Origin of the sequence: Rossellomorea vietnamensis (genome assembly GCF_025398035.1) — a bacterium.
Lineage (GTDB): Bacteria > Bacillota > Bacilli > Bacillales > Bacillaceae_B > Rossellomorea > Rossellomorea vietnamensis_B.
Window position 1 is genome coordinate 4,452,635 of record NZ_CP104558.1, and the last position, 16,672, is coordinate 4,469,306.

Consider the following 16,672-nt stretch of genomic DNA (forward strand, 5'->3'; position numbering starts at 1 on the left):
ATCATGAAAGTGAAAGTGCGCAGTGGCGATACCCTCTGGTACTACAGCCAACTGTTTTATATCCCGATCCAGTTACTCATCGATTCAAATCCTTCCGTTGATCCGAATAGATTGAAAATCGGTACAGAGATTCAAATTCCAGGATTCATGGAAGAAAGTCATTCTATTAATCAGGGTGACACTCTCTGGTCCCTCGCCCAAAACCGGAACATCGGTGTCGATGCGTTACTTCTATTAAACGAAGGTGTCAATCCCAATGGGTTACTAGTAGGGTCGACTATCTGTCTTCCCTCAAGGTTGACTTCACCCATCGTCAATGGGAAACAGGCCTACAGTTCCCAACGATTTGAGGGAGATGTCCAGCGTTTAAAAGAGATCTATCCTTTTATAAAATTAAGATCTACAGGCGAAAGTGTAAATGGAAAAGATCTCATCGAAATAAGGATAGGAAAGGGAAAGAAGAAAGTTCATATGAATGCTTCTTTCCATGCGAATGAATGGATTACCACATCTGTCCTTATGACGTTTATCAATGAGTATTTACTATCCTTGACCAACACTCAGCTAATGAGGGGAATACAAACCCTGCCCATCTATGGAGATGTGGTGTTGTCACTCGTTCCCATGGTCAATCCGGATGGAGTGGACCTTGTTCTGAACGGGCCTCCCGGCGATAAAAGAAATGAAATGATTGCTCTTAATCGGGGAAGTACCGACTTTACAGGCTGGAAAGCCAATATTAGAGGAGTGGACCTGAACAATCAGTTTCCTGCCAAATGGGAAGTCGAGCAGGAAAGGAAAGAGGAGAAAGAACCCTCTCCAAGAGATTTCCCAGGATATAAGCCACTCTCAGAGCCCGAAGCCATTACAATGGCTAAACTTGCCCGGCAAGAAAAATTCGATCGACTTCTTGCCCTGCACACCCAGGGAAAAGAATTTTACTGGGGGTATGATGGATTGGAGCCTCCAGAAGCAGCCAAACTGGCAAAGGATTTTACCAGAGTGAGCGGATATAAATCGGTCCGTTATATTGATAGTTATGCTGGATACAAGGATTGGTTTGTGAAAGAATTCCAGAAATCAGGATTCACCCTTGAATTAGGAAGGGGCATCAACCCCTTGCCACTATCACAATTCGAGGAAATCTACGAGGACGTATCCGGTATTCTACTTGTTTCGATTTATCGGTGGTATGCGTGAAGAAAATACTCGAAAAATCTTTATCTTCGTTCCATAAATATCTATTGTGGAAAATGAAAATCAGGAGTAAAATTAATCATCATCCTAAAGAATAGTAACCTCTCGTGGTGACCCTAAAGATGTATGTATGAACATCTGGTCATCACTTTTTTTGAATTTTTGTAATGTTTTTTTAATCTTATTGAAACATTTTTGCGTTTGAAACGTACTAATTAATATGGAATCCAGGAGAAGGGGGAAGAGGATGAAAAAGAAAAAAGGTAGCGTGTTGATATTTTTCATGATGTGCATTCTGTGGTTAACGGCATGTCAGCCGGAAGAAACACAATCTTCCCCCCCAGATAAAGAAAAGGACGATCAGAAAGACGTGATGGTCAATATCCTTCCTGCAGATGGATTTATAGAAAATGTCGGCTGGCTGTCCAGTTCAGAAATCCTTTCTGTACGGGAAGAGGATGGTGTGACGTCCTTCTATATCTACAATGTGTACGACGGAAGCAATCAAAAAATTTATGATGTACAACCCTCCTATGTGAGCGCAAGCATCTCACCGGATAAGAAAAAAATACTCATTCATTCCTCTCCGGCATCCTATAAAGCCCAGCTGACGATCATCGATAGATCAGGAGAAGTACAATTTCAAAAGGACGTTCCTTCCTACGACTTGACACATTCCTGGAGTCCATTCAATGATGATACTCTGTTAATGACCTCTTTCAATGAAGATTGGAGCTTTCAAGTCTTTGAAATGAAGATCGGGGACGGGACCATGGACCCCATTGATGTAGAGCAGCCGTTTGTTCAGTGGCAATCGGCATCCTCCGTTCTTTATCAGGACTGGAGCAAGGATGAAGTGAGCGTATCGGCTCCCCTGATAGCTCAAAACATCCTCGATGGTGAAAAGGAAATGATCGTGGAGGATAGTATCCATTTCAATCAATTCAAAAGTTCTCTGTTATCGGTCTTTTCAAGGGAAGAAAAAGGGCCGTTTACGTATCAGTTCATTCATTCCAACGGAGAGGTTCAGTCAGAATTTACAGTTGACCTCTTAAGCCGTTACTCTGATTGGTTAATCCCATATTATGATATGATAGAAGGGACGGGGCGGTTGATTACGTTCATTGCCAATGAACCGGGTTCTTTTGATACGTACTCGGGGACGTTCTCTTTAAAAGAGTGGGACACGGATTCCGGAAAGGAAGAGGTCCTGTTTGATGATCTTCCTTTAGAACCCATAAAGTGTTCTCCTGATGGAGAGTCGTGTTTATATGGTAATCAACTTGAAAAAGTGATCAATTTGCAGAACATAAGTATCGTTCAACTACTTAAAGAAGAAGGAGCAGATAGATAATGGCGATAGTCGATGTAACAGTTATTCCAATCGGAACAGAATCACCCAGCGTGAGTTCATATGTCGCGGATCTGCAAGGGATCCTTAAGGGGTATGAAGAGGAAGGAAAGATCCGTTTTCAGCTTACTCCCATGAATACGATTATAGAAGGGGAACTTCCCGTTCTGTTCCAAGTGATACAAGACATTCATGAATCCCCATTCCAGCAAGGGATCCAGCGTGTGGCAACCAATATTAGAATTGATGACCGCAGGGATAAGCAAACGACCATGGAAGGAAAGCTTTCTTCCGTCCAGCGTAAATTAGAAAAATAACGAATACAAAAAGAGTGGGCGTCTATGCCCACTCTTTTTGTTGGAACGGTCAAACCTCTTCACCTTCCAAAAGGACTTCACTTTTGTCGGGATAGGTTTTTTCGATATGCTGTTCACCCCATGCACATAACATATCCAGAGGCTCTTTTAACGACCACCCGTATTCTGTCAGTTCGTACTCCACCTTTGGAGGGACCTGATTATAAATGATCCGGTTTATGACACCATCTGCTTCCAGTTCCCTCAATTGCTGGGTCAACATTTTCTGTGTTATTCCAGGCATCAAACGTTTTAGTTCACTGGTTCTCCGCTTGCTTTTAATCAAATGACAGAGGATGACTACCTTCCACTTGCCACCAATCACTTCCAAGGAAGCTTCAACGGGTATGTTGTATTTTTTCATATCATGACCTCCCCATCTATGGTCGAATACTATATAGAATCAGCAACAAGGCCAGGGAATATCCCATTTCCTTGTGGTATATTTCACTATCATTATAACGTACACATCAAAAAGGTCCATAGGGTACTTTTGGGTGCCTATAGGAGAAGTGGGGAAAATTAAAAAGCCTTCCATCATGAAGTGGAAGGCTTTTTAATGTGAAACATTTTTAATTAATGGCCACCTGGGTATCCAGAGTGAAGGACAGTCATAATTGTAAACCATCCAAAGACACCTAATGTTGCCAGTGAGAAAAGGATTCCCATTGCATTCTTGTTTTTGAATGTGCTTACTACTGCAAATAAAGCTAATAATGTAACCAGTGAAGTGATAATTACAAGACCCATTTATATGACCCCTTTCATTAAAATGCGTTTTTCTGACTCTATTGTAACATTATGTACATAAATGCACCCATTAACATTTTATAGGTTTTTCTCCTGTTTGTCGAGGTCAAAAAGTTTGACACTTCTATGTCGACCCCATTTTTATGATAATGGAAGTTCTGATACAATAATAGTATCACAAATGGAGGTGGAAACGTTGCAATGGAAACAAATGCCCTTAGGCCCTTTGCAAACCAACTGTTACATCCTATGGAACACTACCAATGATTGTCTGGTCATTGATCCCGGTGGAGAAGGGGAGAAACTGATTCAATGGTTGGAAAATCACTCATTGTCTCCTTTAGCCATCCTTCTCACTCATGCTCATTTTGATCATATCGGAGCAGTCGATCAAATGAGGGACCACTTCAGCATCCCTGTTTATGTACATGAAAAAGAGGCTCAGTGGTTATTGGATCCTTCTTTGAATGGATCACAGCTATTCATGATGGGCGAACTCATCAGACTGAAGCCGGCGGATTACATACTGACAAATGAAAAGAACTTGAAAATTGGTGATTTTCAGCTGCAATTATTCGAAACACCTGGTCATTCACCCGGTAGTATTTCTTATTATGTACAAGAATGTGGAATCGTATTAGCAGGAGATACTTTATTCATGGGCAGTATAGGACGATCTGATTTGCCGGGTGGAAATCAGAAAGAACTTTTGGCAAGTATTCACGATAAGCTATTGACCCTGCCTGAGGATACCACGGTTCTACCGGGTCACGGTCCTGAAACGTCGATTGAAGCGGAAATGGATTCAAATCCCTTTTTAAATGGCTTCTAAATAAAAAAACCCCTTCAGCTAAAAGCTGAAGGGATTTTTTTTAGTGTCCTCCTGCACCAGGAGTCATCATAAAGGTCGTCCAATAAGTAAAACCTGCAAAGAACACTGTTAAGTAGGCACCGAAAACATAAATATACATGCGTTCGGACAGTTTTAAATAGCTAAGCATAATGAAGAATCCAGTTTGGCCTAAAAAGATTAATGATGTCGTGGTCATATCACCAAGATAGAACATGACGGCAAAAATACCAGTCCAAAACCCAAGAACTCTAAACATACGATCCATATGTAACCCTCCTTTGCACCCTAAGTCCATCACTCAATATTATAAATGAATACTACCATAAAAGTAAATATGTGTTTGAAGTTAGTTTGTGACGAATGCTTGTTAACTAAACATGAAACTTTCATTCACTCTATTCTTTTCTTAGTATTTTATCCTGAACCATTTTATGTAAAAAATAATCACGAATTTCCAAGGGATATTACTGTACAAAAGTTATACAACTAATATACAATATGTTTAACGAATGAGAAATTCAATTTTAGGGAGGTCAATAAAGTGAACAACCTGACATTTTTTACTTATCCAAGCTGTACCTCTTGCCGCAAAGCCAAAAAGTGGTTAACCGCACATTCCGTCGATTTTGATGAAAGACATCTATTCAGAGAGACTCCTACACATAAAGAGCTAATGGACTTATTATCCTTAACGACAGATGGTCTTGATGAGATACTTGCCACGAGAAGCCAAACGTTCAAAGACTTGGGAAAAGACGTGAACGATCTGCCGTTATCGGAAGTAATCAAACTAATCATCGATGAACCCAAACTTCTTCGCAGGCCCCTTTTGACAGACGGAAAAAAACTGGTCGTCGGCTACAATCCAGAAGGACTCCAGAGTTTGGCGAACAAAAACAGATCATTGAAGAAAAGCAGCTAGATGGTTGAATTGAAAAAGGCAGGCACTCGAAATTCGAGTGCCTGCCTTTTTCAATGGTTTATTCATTTCGCCTCTGGGTAAAGCCCCTCCGCTTTAAGAGATGTCCAGCTCCGGCGGCTAGCCCCTCGAGGTCACAACTGAAAAATCCCATAAGGCAAAAAGCGCCTTTTGGGATTTTCCAGTTGTGCTTGTCGGGGCTAACCAAGCCGCCTCCGCTTTTCGTCTATCCAGCTGCGGGGCTTAGAGGCTCGAGGTCATAAGCTAAGGAACCCAAAAAGGCAAAGAGCGCCTTTCCGGGTTCCTCATCTTATGCTTGTCGCCTCTGGGCAAAGCCCCTCCGCTTTAAATACTGGGCTAGCTGGATTCGAACCAACGCATGTCGCAGTCAAAGTGCGATGCCTTACCGCTTGGCTATAGCCCATTGAATCGTCTTTACAAAATATAGTATGGATGTATTTTAAGGAACTATTCATGTATTGTTAAAAAGTTTTTTAAAATGTTTTCGGAATGCATTGTCTATTGTATTGAGGGTTTGGCCCATATTGATAATAGTATGGAGGGTAATTGAAATATGTTTGCCGTACTGGTGAATGCCTTTCTTGTTCCAGGCAGCCCGGGCCGATATACGTGCCTGGCTTTACTTTCTCTGTTGTATTGATCCATGCGTTTTCATTCATGCAATAATTTTGAGCCATGACGCTTGAGGGGGTAAGTTTTAAAATATCGGATCCAAGGACAACTTCTGGAACGGGAGAATTAAATATAGCGAGTAGGTGGGTATTGTCCTTCCTGGCTTCTTCATAGTGCCACCATCCTTGAGGTACATTCGCCACTTGTCCCGGCGAAATCCGGTAATTTAATATTTCTTTCGTAAATGGATTAAGTATGGAGACGATGGCTGCGCCGGAAATACAATAGACCAGTTCCGCAGCATTTTGGTGGTAATGAGGTTCTACAAAGTTATGTTTACTTAAATAGATATCAAGAAGAGAAGTATTGTCCAATGTATTTAGCTGATTTACTCCTAAAACATTGATCAGGTTTTGATTATCTTTTTTGAATAGGGGACTTTCATTCACATCAAAAGAGAATTGAGCTTCTGGTGAAGAATAATCCATATATTTCGTCATGGGAGGGTCACCACTTTCGAATGGCTGATTTTCTTATTTAATATATGGGTGGGCGATTGAAGTGTGAATCGGAAGAGACTTAAAGTTAAAATACTTTCAAAAAAAGAAGGATTTTGCCAATTAATGTCGTATATTTACTTTAAGAAAATAGAAAGGTGGTGCCAATCCATATTTCACTCAGTCGAATCGTTATCGGAAGTGATGATTGGAGAAGCGTTCAGCAATGATGCCACAGATGTACATTTGATTCCCAGAACGAAAGATTACTTGATTCAATTCAGAAAGCTCGGGGTACTGGTTCCATTCCAGACCATAGACCCGGATCAGGCAGACCGCTTGATTGCCCATCTGAAGTTCATGGCCTCCATGGATATCGGAGAAAAGCGTAAGCCCCAAAGCGGCTCCTTCAGCCTTACTGTAAGAAACACCCCCCTATCTCTCAGAATTTCCACTCTGCCGACCACCCACTTGAAAGAAAGTCTCGTCATACGGATACTCCCACAAAAATACCAGATTCCCATTGAAAAAATGTCACTATACCCTTCATCAGCTAAAAAACTTCTTGCACTTCTTATGCATTCCCATGGACTCATCCTGTTTACAGGACCGACCGGAAGTGGTAAAACGACGACTTTATATTCCCTCGTGCATCATTGTTCCGTCGCTCTGAACCGGAATGTGATCACCCTTGAGGATCCAGTCGAGAAGCAGCATGATGAAATGGTGCAGATCCAGGTGAATGAAAAAGCAGGGATTACGTATTCCACGGGATTAAAAGCCATTTTGCGGCATGATCCCGACATCATCATGGTGGGGGAAATCCGGGACCGGGAGACGGCAGAGATTGCGATTCGGGCGTCCCTGACAGGGCACCCAGTCATAATAATAGGACCATGCACAAAAGATTTCTGTTAATGTATAAATTAAAGTCGATGTTTTTTTAGGTGGGTGTTAATGATGAAAGATGGTTATAAGGTTTTTATGGATAGGTTCAATATTACGGAAAATCAAATGATTGAATTTGGACTTAACGAAACAATTTTCATTCCTAAAAAAGATGTGTATGATGAATGGCGGTTACTGAAGGGGAATATATTCGAAGGCAAAAATAAAGTTTATGTTCGTGGGTATGGAAGAGATGCTAAAGGGACGCAACTTTACATAAATCTTTATAAAGAATTATTTGGACACAGTCACTTTATAAAGGACCCTACAAATAATGCAGAGCCAACAAAACTTTTAAAGAGGTTGACGGGCTTTTCTAGACAAGAAAAGCCAACTACAAAATATAAGCGGATTAGAAATTATCAAGTATCCCATATATTTGGAAGAACTAAAAATCCATTTTCTTTTACGGCTCCCTGGAACATTGTATATGTACCCAAAATCATGGATCCATTTACCGGACATGAAAGTAAAGGCGAATTAACAAATGAGTTTCAAAGACAATTTCTAGAGAGGTTTTATGACTTTTATCAGGAATATATTGAAGATTTTAATATGATAATGCAGGAGCTTGAGCCTAGGCTGATGCATTACCTTTATAAAGAAGACGATGTGATAAGTAAAAAGTTTAAGGAGGACGCGCTCCAGCAGTTTAGTCCAATAATTCTCTAATCAGACTTACTAAAGAAAAAGCCCAGAAAAAGGTACTGGGCTTTAGTAAGGATATTTATATTTAATAAAACTCTACTTCTTTTATTTCCAAACAATCAGGTTTCAACTGATCACTAACCCTATCCACAATGATTCTTTTTGCAAACATCTGTAGAAGCATTTTTTTCTCGAGAGCGTCAAGCTGATTCCAGTTTGTCTTTATATCCAGAAGAATTTCAGTAAGGTCCACAGAGCTCATTTTTTCTCCAGATGGTTGGAGGGAGCTCAGCTGCTTATTTACATCCTCTTCTTTAGTATTTTCCTCATCCATTCGGATAGAGAAATCTTCGTCACTAATCATTTCATTTACCCAAGCATATTGCCATTTTTTCCTTCGCTTCTCTATTTCCTTTAGTTCCTTTTTTAACAAATTCAACTTATCTTTAGATTCATCAATTTCATCCATTTTCGTAAGGTCGTTTATGATTTCTGGATTTATTTCAAATGTATCCAGATATTTAATAAATTGAGTTTCTAAATAACGCTCAGACATTTGTCTCTGATCACATTCGCCTACTCTACTTTTGGAGCAATAATATGACCTTATTTTATATTCTGTAGATCCTCTTTTATAATTGCCATACTTCCCTGTAAGAGGAGAACCACAACGGGCACATTTAGCGGTACCTGAGAATATAAATTTACTGGTAGCAGCTCTCGGATGAATAACCCTTCTACTTTTAAATATACTTTGAACATTGTTAAATATCTCTTTTGTGACGATAGGAGGATGGGTGTTTTCGATTTCAAAATAATTTTCTTTATTTACCCTGAAATTATACCTCATGGTTCCTATATACGTAGGGTTAGTGAGGACGTATTTTATCTTAAAATCGCTCCATGGCGAATTTGTTTTCGTTCGGATTTGCAATCGATTTAATTCAACAGCGATACTTCTCGCACCTTTACCCTCAATGTAATAATTAAAGATCCTTTGCACAGTTAAAGCTTCCTCCTCATTTATTTTAAGCGACTTGTTTTCTTTATCTAAGTCATATCCATAAGGCGCCTGGTTAATCACCCAGTTCCCCTCACGAGCCTTTTGTTCCATACCCATGCGTATTCTTTCTCCGGTATTTTCTCTCTCCCATTGAGCTAATGCAGCTACTATAGTTATGAACATTCTACCCATTGCAGTGGTCGTATCGTATACTTCTGTGGCTGATTTGAATTTACAATCGTTTTTATCGAAGGTCTCCAAAATGTTATATAGATCACGAACTGATCTCGTCAAACGATCCAGGCGGTAAACCAAGACACAATCAATTAAATTTTGCTCAATGTGCTTCATCATTCTTTCCAGATTCGGTCTATTCGTATCTTTAGCACTGTATCCATCATCAATATAGATTTCGAATATATCCCATCCCTGGGAGACACAGTACGCTTTTAAGCGGTCTGTTTGGGCCCGGATAGAATATCCCTCTGAAGCTTGCTCAGTTGTACTAACACGTACATATACTGCTGCTTTCATACAATCACTTCCTTTAAAACTAAATTACTCATAAATTATGAACAAAAAAATAGCGATCTTGGTAATTTAATAAAAGTTCCTTGCCAGATGGTTCCTTCGAATAATCTGCTCCAATCGTTCCTCACATAGTTCTGGAGAGACAAGGAATATATCTGACATTTGTTTAATAACATCACAATCATTCAGGGGAATGTATTTGATCATGTGATAGGGGATAGCTGCGTATTGAGTGAAATGATGTGCGTCCCATTCTTGGAGCTCTCTAAAAGAAGCTGGCATAATGGTTTGAACTCCGGAATGCCTCAAGATATGGCATAACTCATGAAAGAAAATTTCTCTGTGTTTTTCAATAGGTTCTCTACTATCGATTACAATGTCTTGATATCTACCGATGACATGGAAGCTACTTGGGATAGGTTTTCTCTTTACATAAATGCCTAGGAACCTACATATTCGCTCCTCACTTATTAAACTTGGGGTGGTTATTCCTAACTTCATGTAGAACCTAGAAACCCAATCTTCTAATCCGGTGGTCCTGTATGTTAATTGGTACATTTTGCTCACCTCGGTAACATTATACAAACATATGTTCGTATTTTCAACAAAAAGCAATAGAGGCGTAAAATTATCCAAACATTTATGAAGGTATAAAAATGGGGAATAGGTTTAGTTGGGAGAATAGAATGAGATATCTCTAGCTATGTTAAAAATGGTATAAATGTATTATTATAGAATTGGAATATTTTCCTTTGTGAAAAACTACATAAAGAACATTTTGAGAGTTGGCGATGAAAAAATGATTTATCAAAAATATACTGAAGTATTGTTGAGGTTACATGAATCTTACCATCAATTAGTTTTAATGAAATTCAATAATGTTGAAGATTTTAATACTGATTATTGGTTAACCCAAATAGATGAGCAATTTAGAGATAAGATATTATTTACCCGTTACCAAGCCCTAGATAACACATACTATTTTAAGCCTCAATTCAAGTTTTACGATTCAAAAAAATACGGGGTCTTCTTTATTGAATATAGGAGTTATACGGGTAAAATATCGAAGAACATTTTCAACAATACTGTTAAATATATTTCTTATTTGAAAAGGACATTTTATGACGAAAAGTTGGAAGAAAAACTAAGTAATTTAGTAAAACCTAATTCTAATAATCAGTTTTGGAATGCAAAACAATCATTGTTTGATTTTTATGTTTCTACTGGAAATAGATATCACAATTTATATGGTGGGGATGCAACTCATTATAATTTAATTCTAGACTTGCTAGAACATTCAAATTACATTAACTGTCTTAGAATATGGAGAGGTGATGACATAATTGATTTAATTGAAGACGATGATGAGAGAGATGCATTAACAACGTTATCACTTTTAATGTTTGAACAGGAAGTTAATTACGGAAGATATGAATTTCAACAAAATACCAACTTTTTTAAAGATGAGTCTAAGAAAAAATACTATAGATCTAGAGACATGCTAATGGGATTTATAAATATGGCATTTTCTGATACTAAGCGATTTAATGATTATCCTCATTGGGAGAAAGCAAACAATCAAAAAGCTTACCCCCATTTTGGAAAAGGCGAAAAATTAGGTTTTAAGAATTTAAATGATAGTTATTTAGTGTACTTTACTGAATTTAATAAAGAGAAAAAGTATAAGGATGTAAAATCACTCATGGAAGTAAATAATTATTTGTTTGAGTTTAGAAGTTTTGTTCGTAATTCTGGTCAGAACCCACATTTTAATGGACTGACTTTGTAGAGAATTTATGTGGAGGATGGATTCATTAAGATGAGATGTAAATGTTCAATTTAAAAAGCGTATTTCCCTTTAGTGACATTGAATTTATCCAGTGTTTTAAAATCGTTTATAAGGCTTAATGAAATAGAAATGGAGTATGGGGATTAATGAATTTCAATAAAGAGGAACAGATTAAGAAACCTAATACAGTGAAAAAGAGGAACCCTAAATGGGAGAGAGACGAGTTAATTTTAGCTTTGGAATTATACTTTAGACATAATCCCAACACAATAAGTGCAAAGCACCAAGAAGTATTGAAACTAAGCAAAATACTAAATTCACTTCCTATACATGGCATCTCACCTGAATACGTAAATTTCAGAAACCCAAATGGTGTGTATATGAAAATGAGCAACTTTTTGAGGCTCGACCCTAATTATAAGGGTAAGGGTTTAGAAAGAGGATCAAAATTAGAAGAAGACGTATGGAATGAATTTTATTCCAATAAATCAAAACTTCGAGATTTAGCTACAAACATTAAAGCAAGTGTTGAATCTAAGAAGGAAGAAATAAAATTTCCTATTAACGAAGAAGAGGAAGAAGTTTTTCCTGAAGGAAAGATCCTATTTAGAGTTCATAAATTGCGAGAAAGAAATGTTGGGGCTGTTAAAAAGAAAAAACAACAGGCACTCGAAAATAATGAACTTTATTGTGAAATATGCCAGTTTGATTTTTTCAAAACATACGGAGAAATTGGGAAAGGTTTCATTGAATGTCACCATACTATACCGGTATCTGAATATACTGAGAAGAATAATACAAGGTTACAAGATTTAATTTTGGTCTGTTCAAATTGTCATAGAATGTTGCATAGAAGAAGGCCATGGCTTAATAAAGGTGATTTGATGAAGTTGATGGAGAAATCTTCAAAATAACTTTGCTCTCATTAGGAGGAAACATGAACCTTTTTAAATATCAAGGCCAAGAAGAGGATCATTATACTCATATATTAGCCTCAATCCTTAGTTATAATAATTTCCAAGTTGTTGAACCTTTTTTAGAAAATTTGTTGAAGGAAAGAGCTATAAACCTTAATTTTAAACAGGTATTAATTATGACAAGGAAAAGAATTTGCCCCCAAGAGGAGAAACCTTTTGAGTATATCATTGGTATAGCTCCGTACAAGAACATTGCTACTGCATCTAAGTTAGAAGATAACTCAGGTTCCATACCAGATGCGTGGATTTACGGTGAGAATTTTAATTTACTATTTGAATTTAAAATAAGAGGAGCCCTAGATAAGGGGCAAATTTCAGCCCACAAGAAATTATTATCCAGCAAAGATTCTGAAGTTCTCGAATACAACTGGAATGATGTTAAGGATAGTTTGCAAAAAATCGAGTTAAATGACCCGGTGCTCTTCTATTTAGTCCAATCCTTTATTGAAGTAATCCCTAGCTTTAAATCAAAAAGGCGGTCCTCAGGTATGCCAAAACAGATTATTAGTCAGATTAACAAGGAAAACGAGCTACATTTCATTATCACTGGAAGTAGAGTATCAAAGAATTATTCTTTAGATAAAGTTTATAAAGGAGAGAAAATCCAGTTGAACCGAGCATTAAATGGCATTCAAGAAGCACGTAGGTTTATCGCAAAATATGTCTTAAGTAACTACTATGATTTGCCAATCGAGTTCATAGGACAAGAAACAGTTATTAATGACTACTGTGTTGTTCCAGGTAGAAGCATGAAGAAAAATCAATGGAATCAATGGAGGATAGGAGCTTTTTTAAACTAAGATACTGGAGGAGAATTATGAGAAAGGAAATATATAAACCGATTATAGGTTATGAAGGACTATACGATATCTCCGAAACTGGAAAGGTGTATTCACACCGATCTAAAAGAACGCTTAAGAGGTGTGGGGATGAATATGGGTTTCATATCGTTAAGTTAAATAAAGGTGGCGATGCATCTAATCACAATGTATTTGAATTATGGAAAGTTGCTTTTCCTGTTGTGAATGATACAGAATTTAAAGGAACTAAAAAAATTATATATAGGTAATTTCATTCTGGTTCAGAATCGGGCTCCTACTCAAGGGAGCCTTTTTGATTATACAACCTATATTTTTACAGGTAAATATTAGATTAGTGGTTATTTTGTGCTATATTGATACTAGGAAAAACCCCAGGTATTTGGAAAGACGGGGGCCAAAATGATCTTTATTTAGTTAATTAATGAGCAAGACAGAAAAGCTCTTATAGAATTAGACAGGATTATTTATTAAGGGGGACCTATTGTGACTTTCATTAAAGACAAAATAAATGTTTTTATTAGTTCTAAATGCGGAGTAGAATCATATGACATTATTAGGGCAGCTCTTAAAAACTTATTAGAAAACACCGGATTTATAACCACTTACGTTTTTGAAGCTGGAGATGCGGCTTCAGTAACTGCAAGGGATGAGTATTTGAATAAGTTAGAGGACTGTCATGTTGTGCTATTTCTAATTGACAATAAAGAACCAAAAATTCCTGAAGGAGTTATGAAGGAATGGATGCATGCAAGGAAGATTGGTCGAAAAGCCATTTATCTTTTTTTAAATGACCCTTTAAAAAAAGAAAGTGAGATACAAAAGGAATTAAATGGGCCAAATGGTGCTCGATACAAAGTCGTAAATAATATCCAGGAGCTTATTGATACAGGCTTTAAAAGCGTTATGAATGATATAGTGAATATTTACAATGAATATTGTAAAAACAGACTAATAAAGTTGGAGGAACAGGGAACTCTAGATGAAAACGGTCAAGAGTATATAAATAATATTACACCAGTGGAAAAAAGTCTGATCAAGAAAAAAGAGCTAACTGGTTTTTCTAAGACTACTCAATTATTTAAAAATATTATATTTAAAAAAAATGAACAGATTGAACCCGATAATGAAATGGATGAATTCTCCTATTATTTAACGAAATACCTAATAGGAGAAGGCGAAATTTCAAAGATTAACTTTTCGCTGATAATGACTATTATTAATAATAAGTACGAAGGTAATTTAAAAGAAGTAATTAATAAAAGGTGGCAAGCTATTGAGTGGTATTATAAAGGAGATATGGAAAAAGCAATTTCTCAATTAAGTGAAGCTGTATCCCAAATTGAGGAACTAAAAATAGAAAAGTGGATTAGAGACGACATTCTTATAGATATCAGAAACTTTGAAAATAAAAAAATGAACAATTCTAATCAGGTGTTTATCTCTGATGCCCAAAAAAAAATAGAAGATAATAGTCACTTATTATATTTTCCGGCTATAGATAGAGTGCAAAAGAATATCAATAATGAAATTCTTAAAGACATAAATAAGTTCACTATTCAAAGTCCTTACAGTACATCGATTGGGTCTAAAATAGAATATCTCCTTGAAGATGTAGCAAAAAGTTTGTATATTGCTATTATTTATGGTTCATTAACCCATATATCACTCACAAATAGCTTACTGAAAGATATCTTCCAGCATTATTCACGAATTTATGATGAATACCAATTAAAATTTGAGTATTTGAGATTTAGCATTCTTGATCAAGATTATAAAAACATTAAACATATTTGCAATAATAACAGTGAAATTTTATCTTCGTGTAGCTTTGAAAAAATATATGAATTGTATAGGTTATCTAATTCCATACCATATGAGGGAGATAGAACTAAAACCAAATTAGTTTTGTTTAATCACCTTGGTTACTACTTTGGGGATAAGGACTATGACAACATTCAAGACGAAATATTTATTATCTTGAATAAGTGGCTTTATTCCGAACCAATAGTAGGAAACTGGTCGTTTATTTTTCAAGCATTAAAAGGAAATATCAGAAGAATAGATATTAACAAGGTTTTGCCTTTTTTAATTCAAATCATAAAAAATAAGTTTTTTAGATTTTACGATAATGTCTTTGATTTGCTTAAGAGTATTGATTGGAAGGTGAATGCACACCATATAAGAGAATTAAAGAAATTAATACTAGATTTATTAAAAGAAGATCAACTTAAGGATTCTAGGTTCTTTCAGAGTTTAATAATAAGTCTAAGAAGGCAATTCGTAGAGTTTAGTGAGTTCGATAAGACAATAGAAGAAGAGTGGGAAAAATTTCACAACCTATACAAGTTAGAAGTATTTGATTTATCCTTAGAGGAAAATAGTAATTACATTAAAAAGTATGTAGAAGAAATGGTTAATAGAAACAAAACCTTAGGGAAAAATGGAGTATACGGAACTTTTGCAACTTCCCCATATAGAATAATAAAAAATATTATATCGTATTCAAATCTTGTGCTCCCACAACCACTTTTTACAAAGGTAATAAAGAGTATTAAAGACACTTTGCTCAATCCAAAGCAATATGCAAATGAAAAGCTAGATGGTTTAGAACTCTTATTTGCTTTAAAATTGATGAATAACCGTGAGGACAAAATTGAATTTGATTGGGAAGCACTAAATATAGAGATCCAAAGTAACGTTAAAAATGTGTTAAACATATATCAAGGTATTTTCGAAAAAGATTCTGAACTAACTGTTAGACTATATTTGTATATATGGTTTATTGCAAACTCAGTTTCTGAAGATAAAGAGTTATTACTCTTACTATCAGTTTTTAATAAAGAAGATGTATATCAAAATATAAAATTATTAGAATCATTAAAGTTGTTTATCAGTTATCATGTCGAGAGTAAAAAAGAGATTCCAAATGCTCAAATTATTTTACATGTAATTTTATCAAAATCAAGGGATAGAGATTTTTATTTAAGGTACCATGCAATTGAATCCTTATTTCTAATGATAGGAAAAGGTTACGATGATTTAATTGTTAGTGAATTATCTGAACTAATTGAAGATCCGGATTACAGAATTAAAGCTATGATTATTAATAATGCTAATAAATTGAATTCTAAATATAAAGGTTCGATGGAAATAATTTTTGAAAAGGCTAAAATAGATAACAATTATATTATTCGAAGGAATGAATTAACCTTAAATTGATAGTCAAGAACCAGGATATCCTGGTTCTTGTTTTTTATCTGTTTAAGCTGCTTAGATACTAAGTACTTAAAATGCTTGTTTATTTCCTCAATCTCCTCTTTAATAGCAATATCAACTTCGAAAGAAAAAACTTAATTAGTTAAAGTGGATTATTGCTAGTGCAAGACACCTCCTATAGGA

Annotated in this window: 17 protein-coding genes, 1 tRNA gene and 1 pseudogene; 12 read left to right on the top strand and 7 right to left on the bottom strand. The window is 36.2% G+C overall.

Annotated features, from left to right (window positions below; translation table 11 throughout):
- Positions 1-3: 3 nt before the first annotated feature.
- The 3 genes from N5C46_RS22815 (at position 4) to N5C46_RS22825 (ending at position 2,865) form a co-directional block, all read left to right on the top strand.
- Positions 4-1,200, top strand: coding sequence for a M14 family metallopeptidase (locus N5C46_RS22815; RefSeq protein WP_261750354.1), 1,197 nt, complete (start codon positions 4-6; stop codon positions 1,198-1,200).
- Between the two features lie 244 nt (positions 1,201-1,444).
- Positions 1,445-2,551 carry a YqgU-like beta propeller domain-containing protein gene (locus N5C46_RS22820; protein WP_261750355.1) on the top strand — a complete coding sequence of 369 codons (1,107 nt, stop codon included), beginning with the start codon at positions 1,445-1,447 and terminating at the stop codon, positions 2,549-2,551.
- Positions 2,551-2,865 carry an MTH1187 family thiamine-binding protein gene (locus tag N5C46_RS22825; RefSeq protein WP_261750356.1) on the top strand — a complete coding sequence of 105 codons (315 nt, stop codon included), beginning with the start codon at positions 2,551-2,553 and terminating at the stop codon, positions 2,863-2,865. The genes N5C46_RS22820 and N5C46_RS22825 overlap by 1 nt, the downstream gene beginning before the upstream one ends.
- Before the next feature lie 49 nt (positions 2,866-2,914).
- Here the strand turns inward: N5C46_RS22825 and N5C46_RS22830 are convergent, their stop codons facing one another.
- A complete protein-coding gene (locus N5C46_RS22830) occupies positions 2,915-3,268 on the bottom strand; it encodes a winged helix-turn-helix transcriptional regulator (RefSeq protein ID WP_261750357.1) in 354 nt (117 codons plus the stop codon).
- 212 nt (positions 3,269-3,480) lie between these two features.
- Positions 3,481-3,654 carry a DUF2759 domain-containing protein gene (locus tag N5C46_RS22835; RefSeq protein WP_034757672.1) on the bottom strand — a complete coding sequence of 58 codons (174 nt, stop codon included), beginning with the start codon at positions 3,652-3,654 and terminating at the stop codon, positions 3,481-3,483.
- A 196-nt stretch (positions 3,655-3,850) separates the two neighbouring features.
- Here N5C46_RS22835 and N5C46_RS22840 point away from each other — a divergent pair, with 196 nt between their 5' ends.
- Entirely contained in the window at positions 3,851-4,486 is a 636-nt protein-coding gene (locus tag N5C46_RS22840; protein WP_261750358.1) for an MBL fold metallo-hydrolase, read from the top strand.
- Positions 4,487-4,526: 40 nt separating this feature from the next.
- On the opposite strand, the gene N5C46_RS22845 is transcribed toward N5C46_RS22840, so the two are convergent.
- Positions 4,527-4,772, bottom strand: a complete 246-nt coding sequence (locus N5C46_RS22845) for a DUF2626 domain-containing protein (protein WP_034757675.1) — start codon at positions 4,770-4,772, stop codon at positions 4,527-4,529.
- Positions 4,773-5,048: 276 nt separating this feature from the next.
- Here N5C46_RS22845 and N5C46_RS22850 point away from each other — a divergent pair, with 276 nt between their 5' ends.
- Positions 5,049-5,429, top strand: a complete 381-nt coding sequence (locus N5C46_RS22850) for a Spx/MgsR family RNA polymerase-binding regulatory protein (RefSeq protein ID WP_261750359.1) — start codon at positions 5,049-5,051, stop codon at positions 5,427-5,429.
- A 349-nt stretch (positions 5,430-5,778) separates the two neighbouring features.
- Here N5C46_RS22850 and N5C46_RS22855 read toward each other — a convergent pair.
- Positions 5,779-5,850: transfer RNA gene (locus N5C46_RS22855), tRNA-Gln, on the bottom strand.
- Between the two features lie 70 nt (positions 5,851-5,920).
- Positions 5,921-6,559: a cupin domain-containing protein gene (locus N5C46_RS22860; RefSeq protein ID WP_261750360.1), complete on the bottom strand. Its 639-nt coding sequence runs from the start codon at positions 6,557-6,559 to the stop codon at positions 5,921-5,923.
- A gap of 123 nt (positions 6,560-6,682) precedes the next feature.
- On the opposite strand from N5C46_RS22860, the pseudogene comGA reads away from it, so the two are divergent.
- Together comGA and N5C46_RS22870 are read left to right on the top strand one after the other, a co-directional pair.
- A pseudogene (gene comGA / locus N5C46_RS22865) lies at positions 6,683-7,441 on the top strand (competence type IV pilus ATPase ComGA); the annotation flags it as partial.
- 72 nt (positions 7,442-7,513) lie between these two features.
- Positions 7,514-8,176: a hypothetical protein gene (locus N5C46_RS22870; protein WP_082197386.1), complete on the top strand. Its 663-nt coding sequence runs from the start codon at positions 7,514-7,516 to the stop codon at positions 8,174-8,176.
- Positions 8,177-8,237: 61 nt separating this feature from the next.
- On the opposite strand, the gene N5C46_RS22875 is transcribed toward N5C46_RS22870, so the two are convergent.
- Both N5C46_RS22875 and N5C46_RS22880 read right to left on the bottom strand, forming a co-directional pair.
- Positions 8,238-9,689: a recombinase family protein gene (locus N5C46_RS22875; RefSeq protein WP_261750361.1), complete on the bottom strand. Its 1,452-nt coding sequence runs from the start codon at positions 9,687-9,689 to the stop codon at positions 8,238-8,240.
- Between the two features lie 66 nt (positions 9,690-9,755).
- Positions 9,756-10,244, bottom strand: a complete 489-nt coding sequence (locus N5C46_RS22880; protein WP_261750362.1) for an ImmA/IrrE family metallo-endopeptidase — start codon at positions 10,242-10,244, stop codon at positions 9,756-9,758.
- Between the two features lie 196 nt (positions 10,245-10,440).
- Between N5C46_RS22880 and N5C46_RS22885 the strand changes: the two genes are divergently transcribed.
- The 5 genes from N5C46_RS22885 (at position 10,441) to N5C46_RS22905 (ending at position 16,492) form a co-directional block, all read left to right on the top strand.
- Positions 10,441-11,475, top strand: a complete 1,035-nt coding sequence (locus N5C46_RS22885; protein WP_261750363.1) for a hypothetical protein — start codon at positions 10,441-10,443, stop codon at positions 11,473-11,475.
- Between the two features lie 146 nt (positions 11,476-11,621).
- Positions 11,622-12,389 carry an HNH endonuclease gene (locus N5C46_RS22890; protein WP_261750364.1) on the top strand — a complete coding sequence of 256 codons (768 nt, stop codon included), beginning with the start codon at positions 11,622-11,624 and terminating at the stop codon, positions 12,387-12,389.
- 23 nt (positions 12,390-12,412) lie between these two features.
- Positions 12,413-13,252 carry a hypothetical protein gene (locus N5C46_RS22895; RefSeq protein ID WP_261750365.1) on the top strand — a complete coding sequence of 280 codons (840 nt, stop codon included), beginning with the start codon at positions 12,413-12,415 and terminating at the stop codon, positions 13,250-13,252.
- Positions 13,253-13,269: 17 nt separating this feature from the next.
- On the top strand, positions 13,270-13,521 hold the full coding sequence (locus tag N5C46_RS22900; protein ID WP_261750366.1) for an NUMOD4 domain-containing protein: 252 nt from the start codon (positions 13,270-13,272) through the stop codon (positions 13,519-13,521).
- 235 nt (positions 13,522-13,756) lie between these two features.
- The gene (locus tag N5C46_RS22905) at positions 13,757-16,492 is read left to right on the top strand and encodes a hypothetical protein (RefSeq protein ID WP_261750367.1); all 2,736 of its coding nucleotides are present in this window, start codon (positions 13,757-13,759) and stop codon (positions 16,490-16,492) included.
- The last annotated feature ends 180 nt before the right edge of the window (positions 16,493-16,672 follow it).

Excerpts from the sequence above, each read along its gene's own strand:
- N5C46_RS22830 (WP_261750357.1), bottom strand. The coding sequence starts at position 3,268 with ATGAAAAAATACAACATACCCGTTGAAGCTTCCTTGGAAGTGATTGGT.
- N5C46_RS22870 (WP_082197386.1), top strand. The coding sequence starts at position 7,514 with ATGATGAAAGATGGTTATAAGGTTTTTATGGATAGGTTCAATATTACG.
- N5C46_RS22900 (WP_261750366.1), top strand. The coding sequence starts at position 13,270 with ATGAGAAAGGAAATATATAAACCGATTATAGGTTATGAAGGACTATAC.
- N5C46_RS22890 (WP_261750364.1), top strand. The coding sequence starts at position 11,622 with ATGAATTTCAATAAAGAGGAACAGATTAAGAAACCTAATACAGTGAAA.
- N5C46_RS22880 (WP_261750362.1), bottom strand. The coding sequence starts at position 10,244 with ATGTACCAATTAACATACAGGACCACCGGATTAGAAGATTGGGTTTCT.
- N5C46_RS22875 (WP_261750361.1), bottom strand. The coding sequence starts at position 9,689 with ATGAAAGCAGCAGTATATGTACGTGTTAGTACAACTGAGCAAGCTTCA.
- N5C46_RS22825 (WP_261750356.1), top strand. The coding sequence starts at position 2,551 with ATGGCGATAGTCGATGTAACAGTTATTCCAATCGGAACAGAATCACCC.
- N5C46_RS22845 (WP_034757675.1), bottom strand. The coding sequence starts at position 4,772 with ATGGATCGTATGTTTAGAGTTCTTGGGTTTTGGACTGGTATTTTTGCC.
- N5C46_RS22835 (WP_034757672.1), bottom strand. The coding sequence starts at position 3,654 with ATGGGTCTTGTAATTATCACTTCACTGGTTACATTATTAGCTTTATTT.
- N5C46_RS22895 (WP_261750365.1), top strand. The coding sequence starts at position 12,413 with ATGAACCTTTTTAAATATCAAGGCCAAGAAGAGGATCATTATACTCAT.
- N5C46_RS22815 (WP_261750354.1), top strand. The coding sequence starts at position 4 with ATGAAAGTGAAAGTGCGCAGTGGCGATACCCTCTGGTACTACAGCCAA.
- N5C46_RS22820 (WP_261750355.1), top strand. The coding sequence starts at position 1,445 with ATGAAAAAGAAAAAAGGTAGCGTGTTGATATTTTTCATGATGTGCATT.
- N5C46_RS22860 (WP_261750360.1), bottom strand. The coding sequence starts at position 6,559 with ATGACGAAATATATGGATTATTCTTCACCAGAAGCTCAATTCTCTTTT.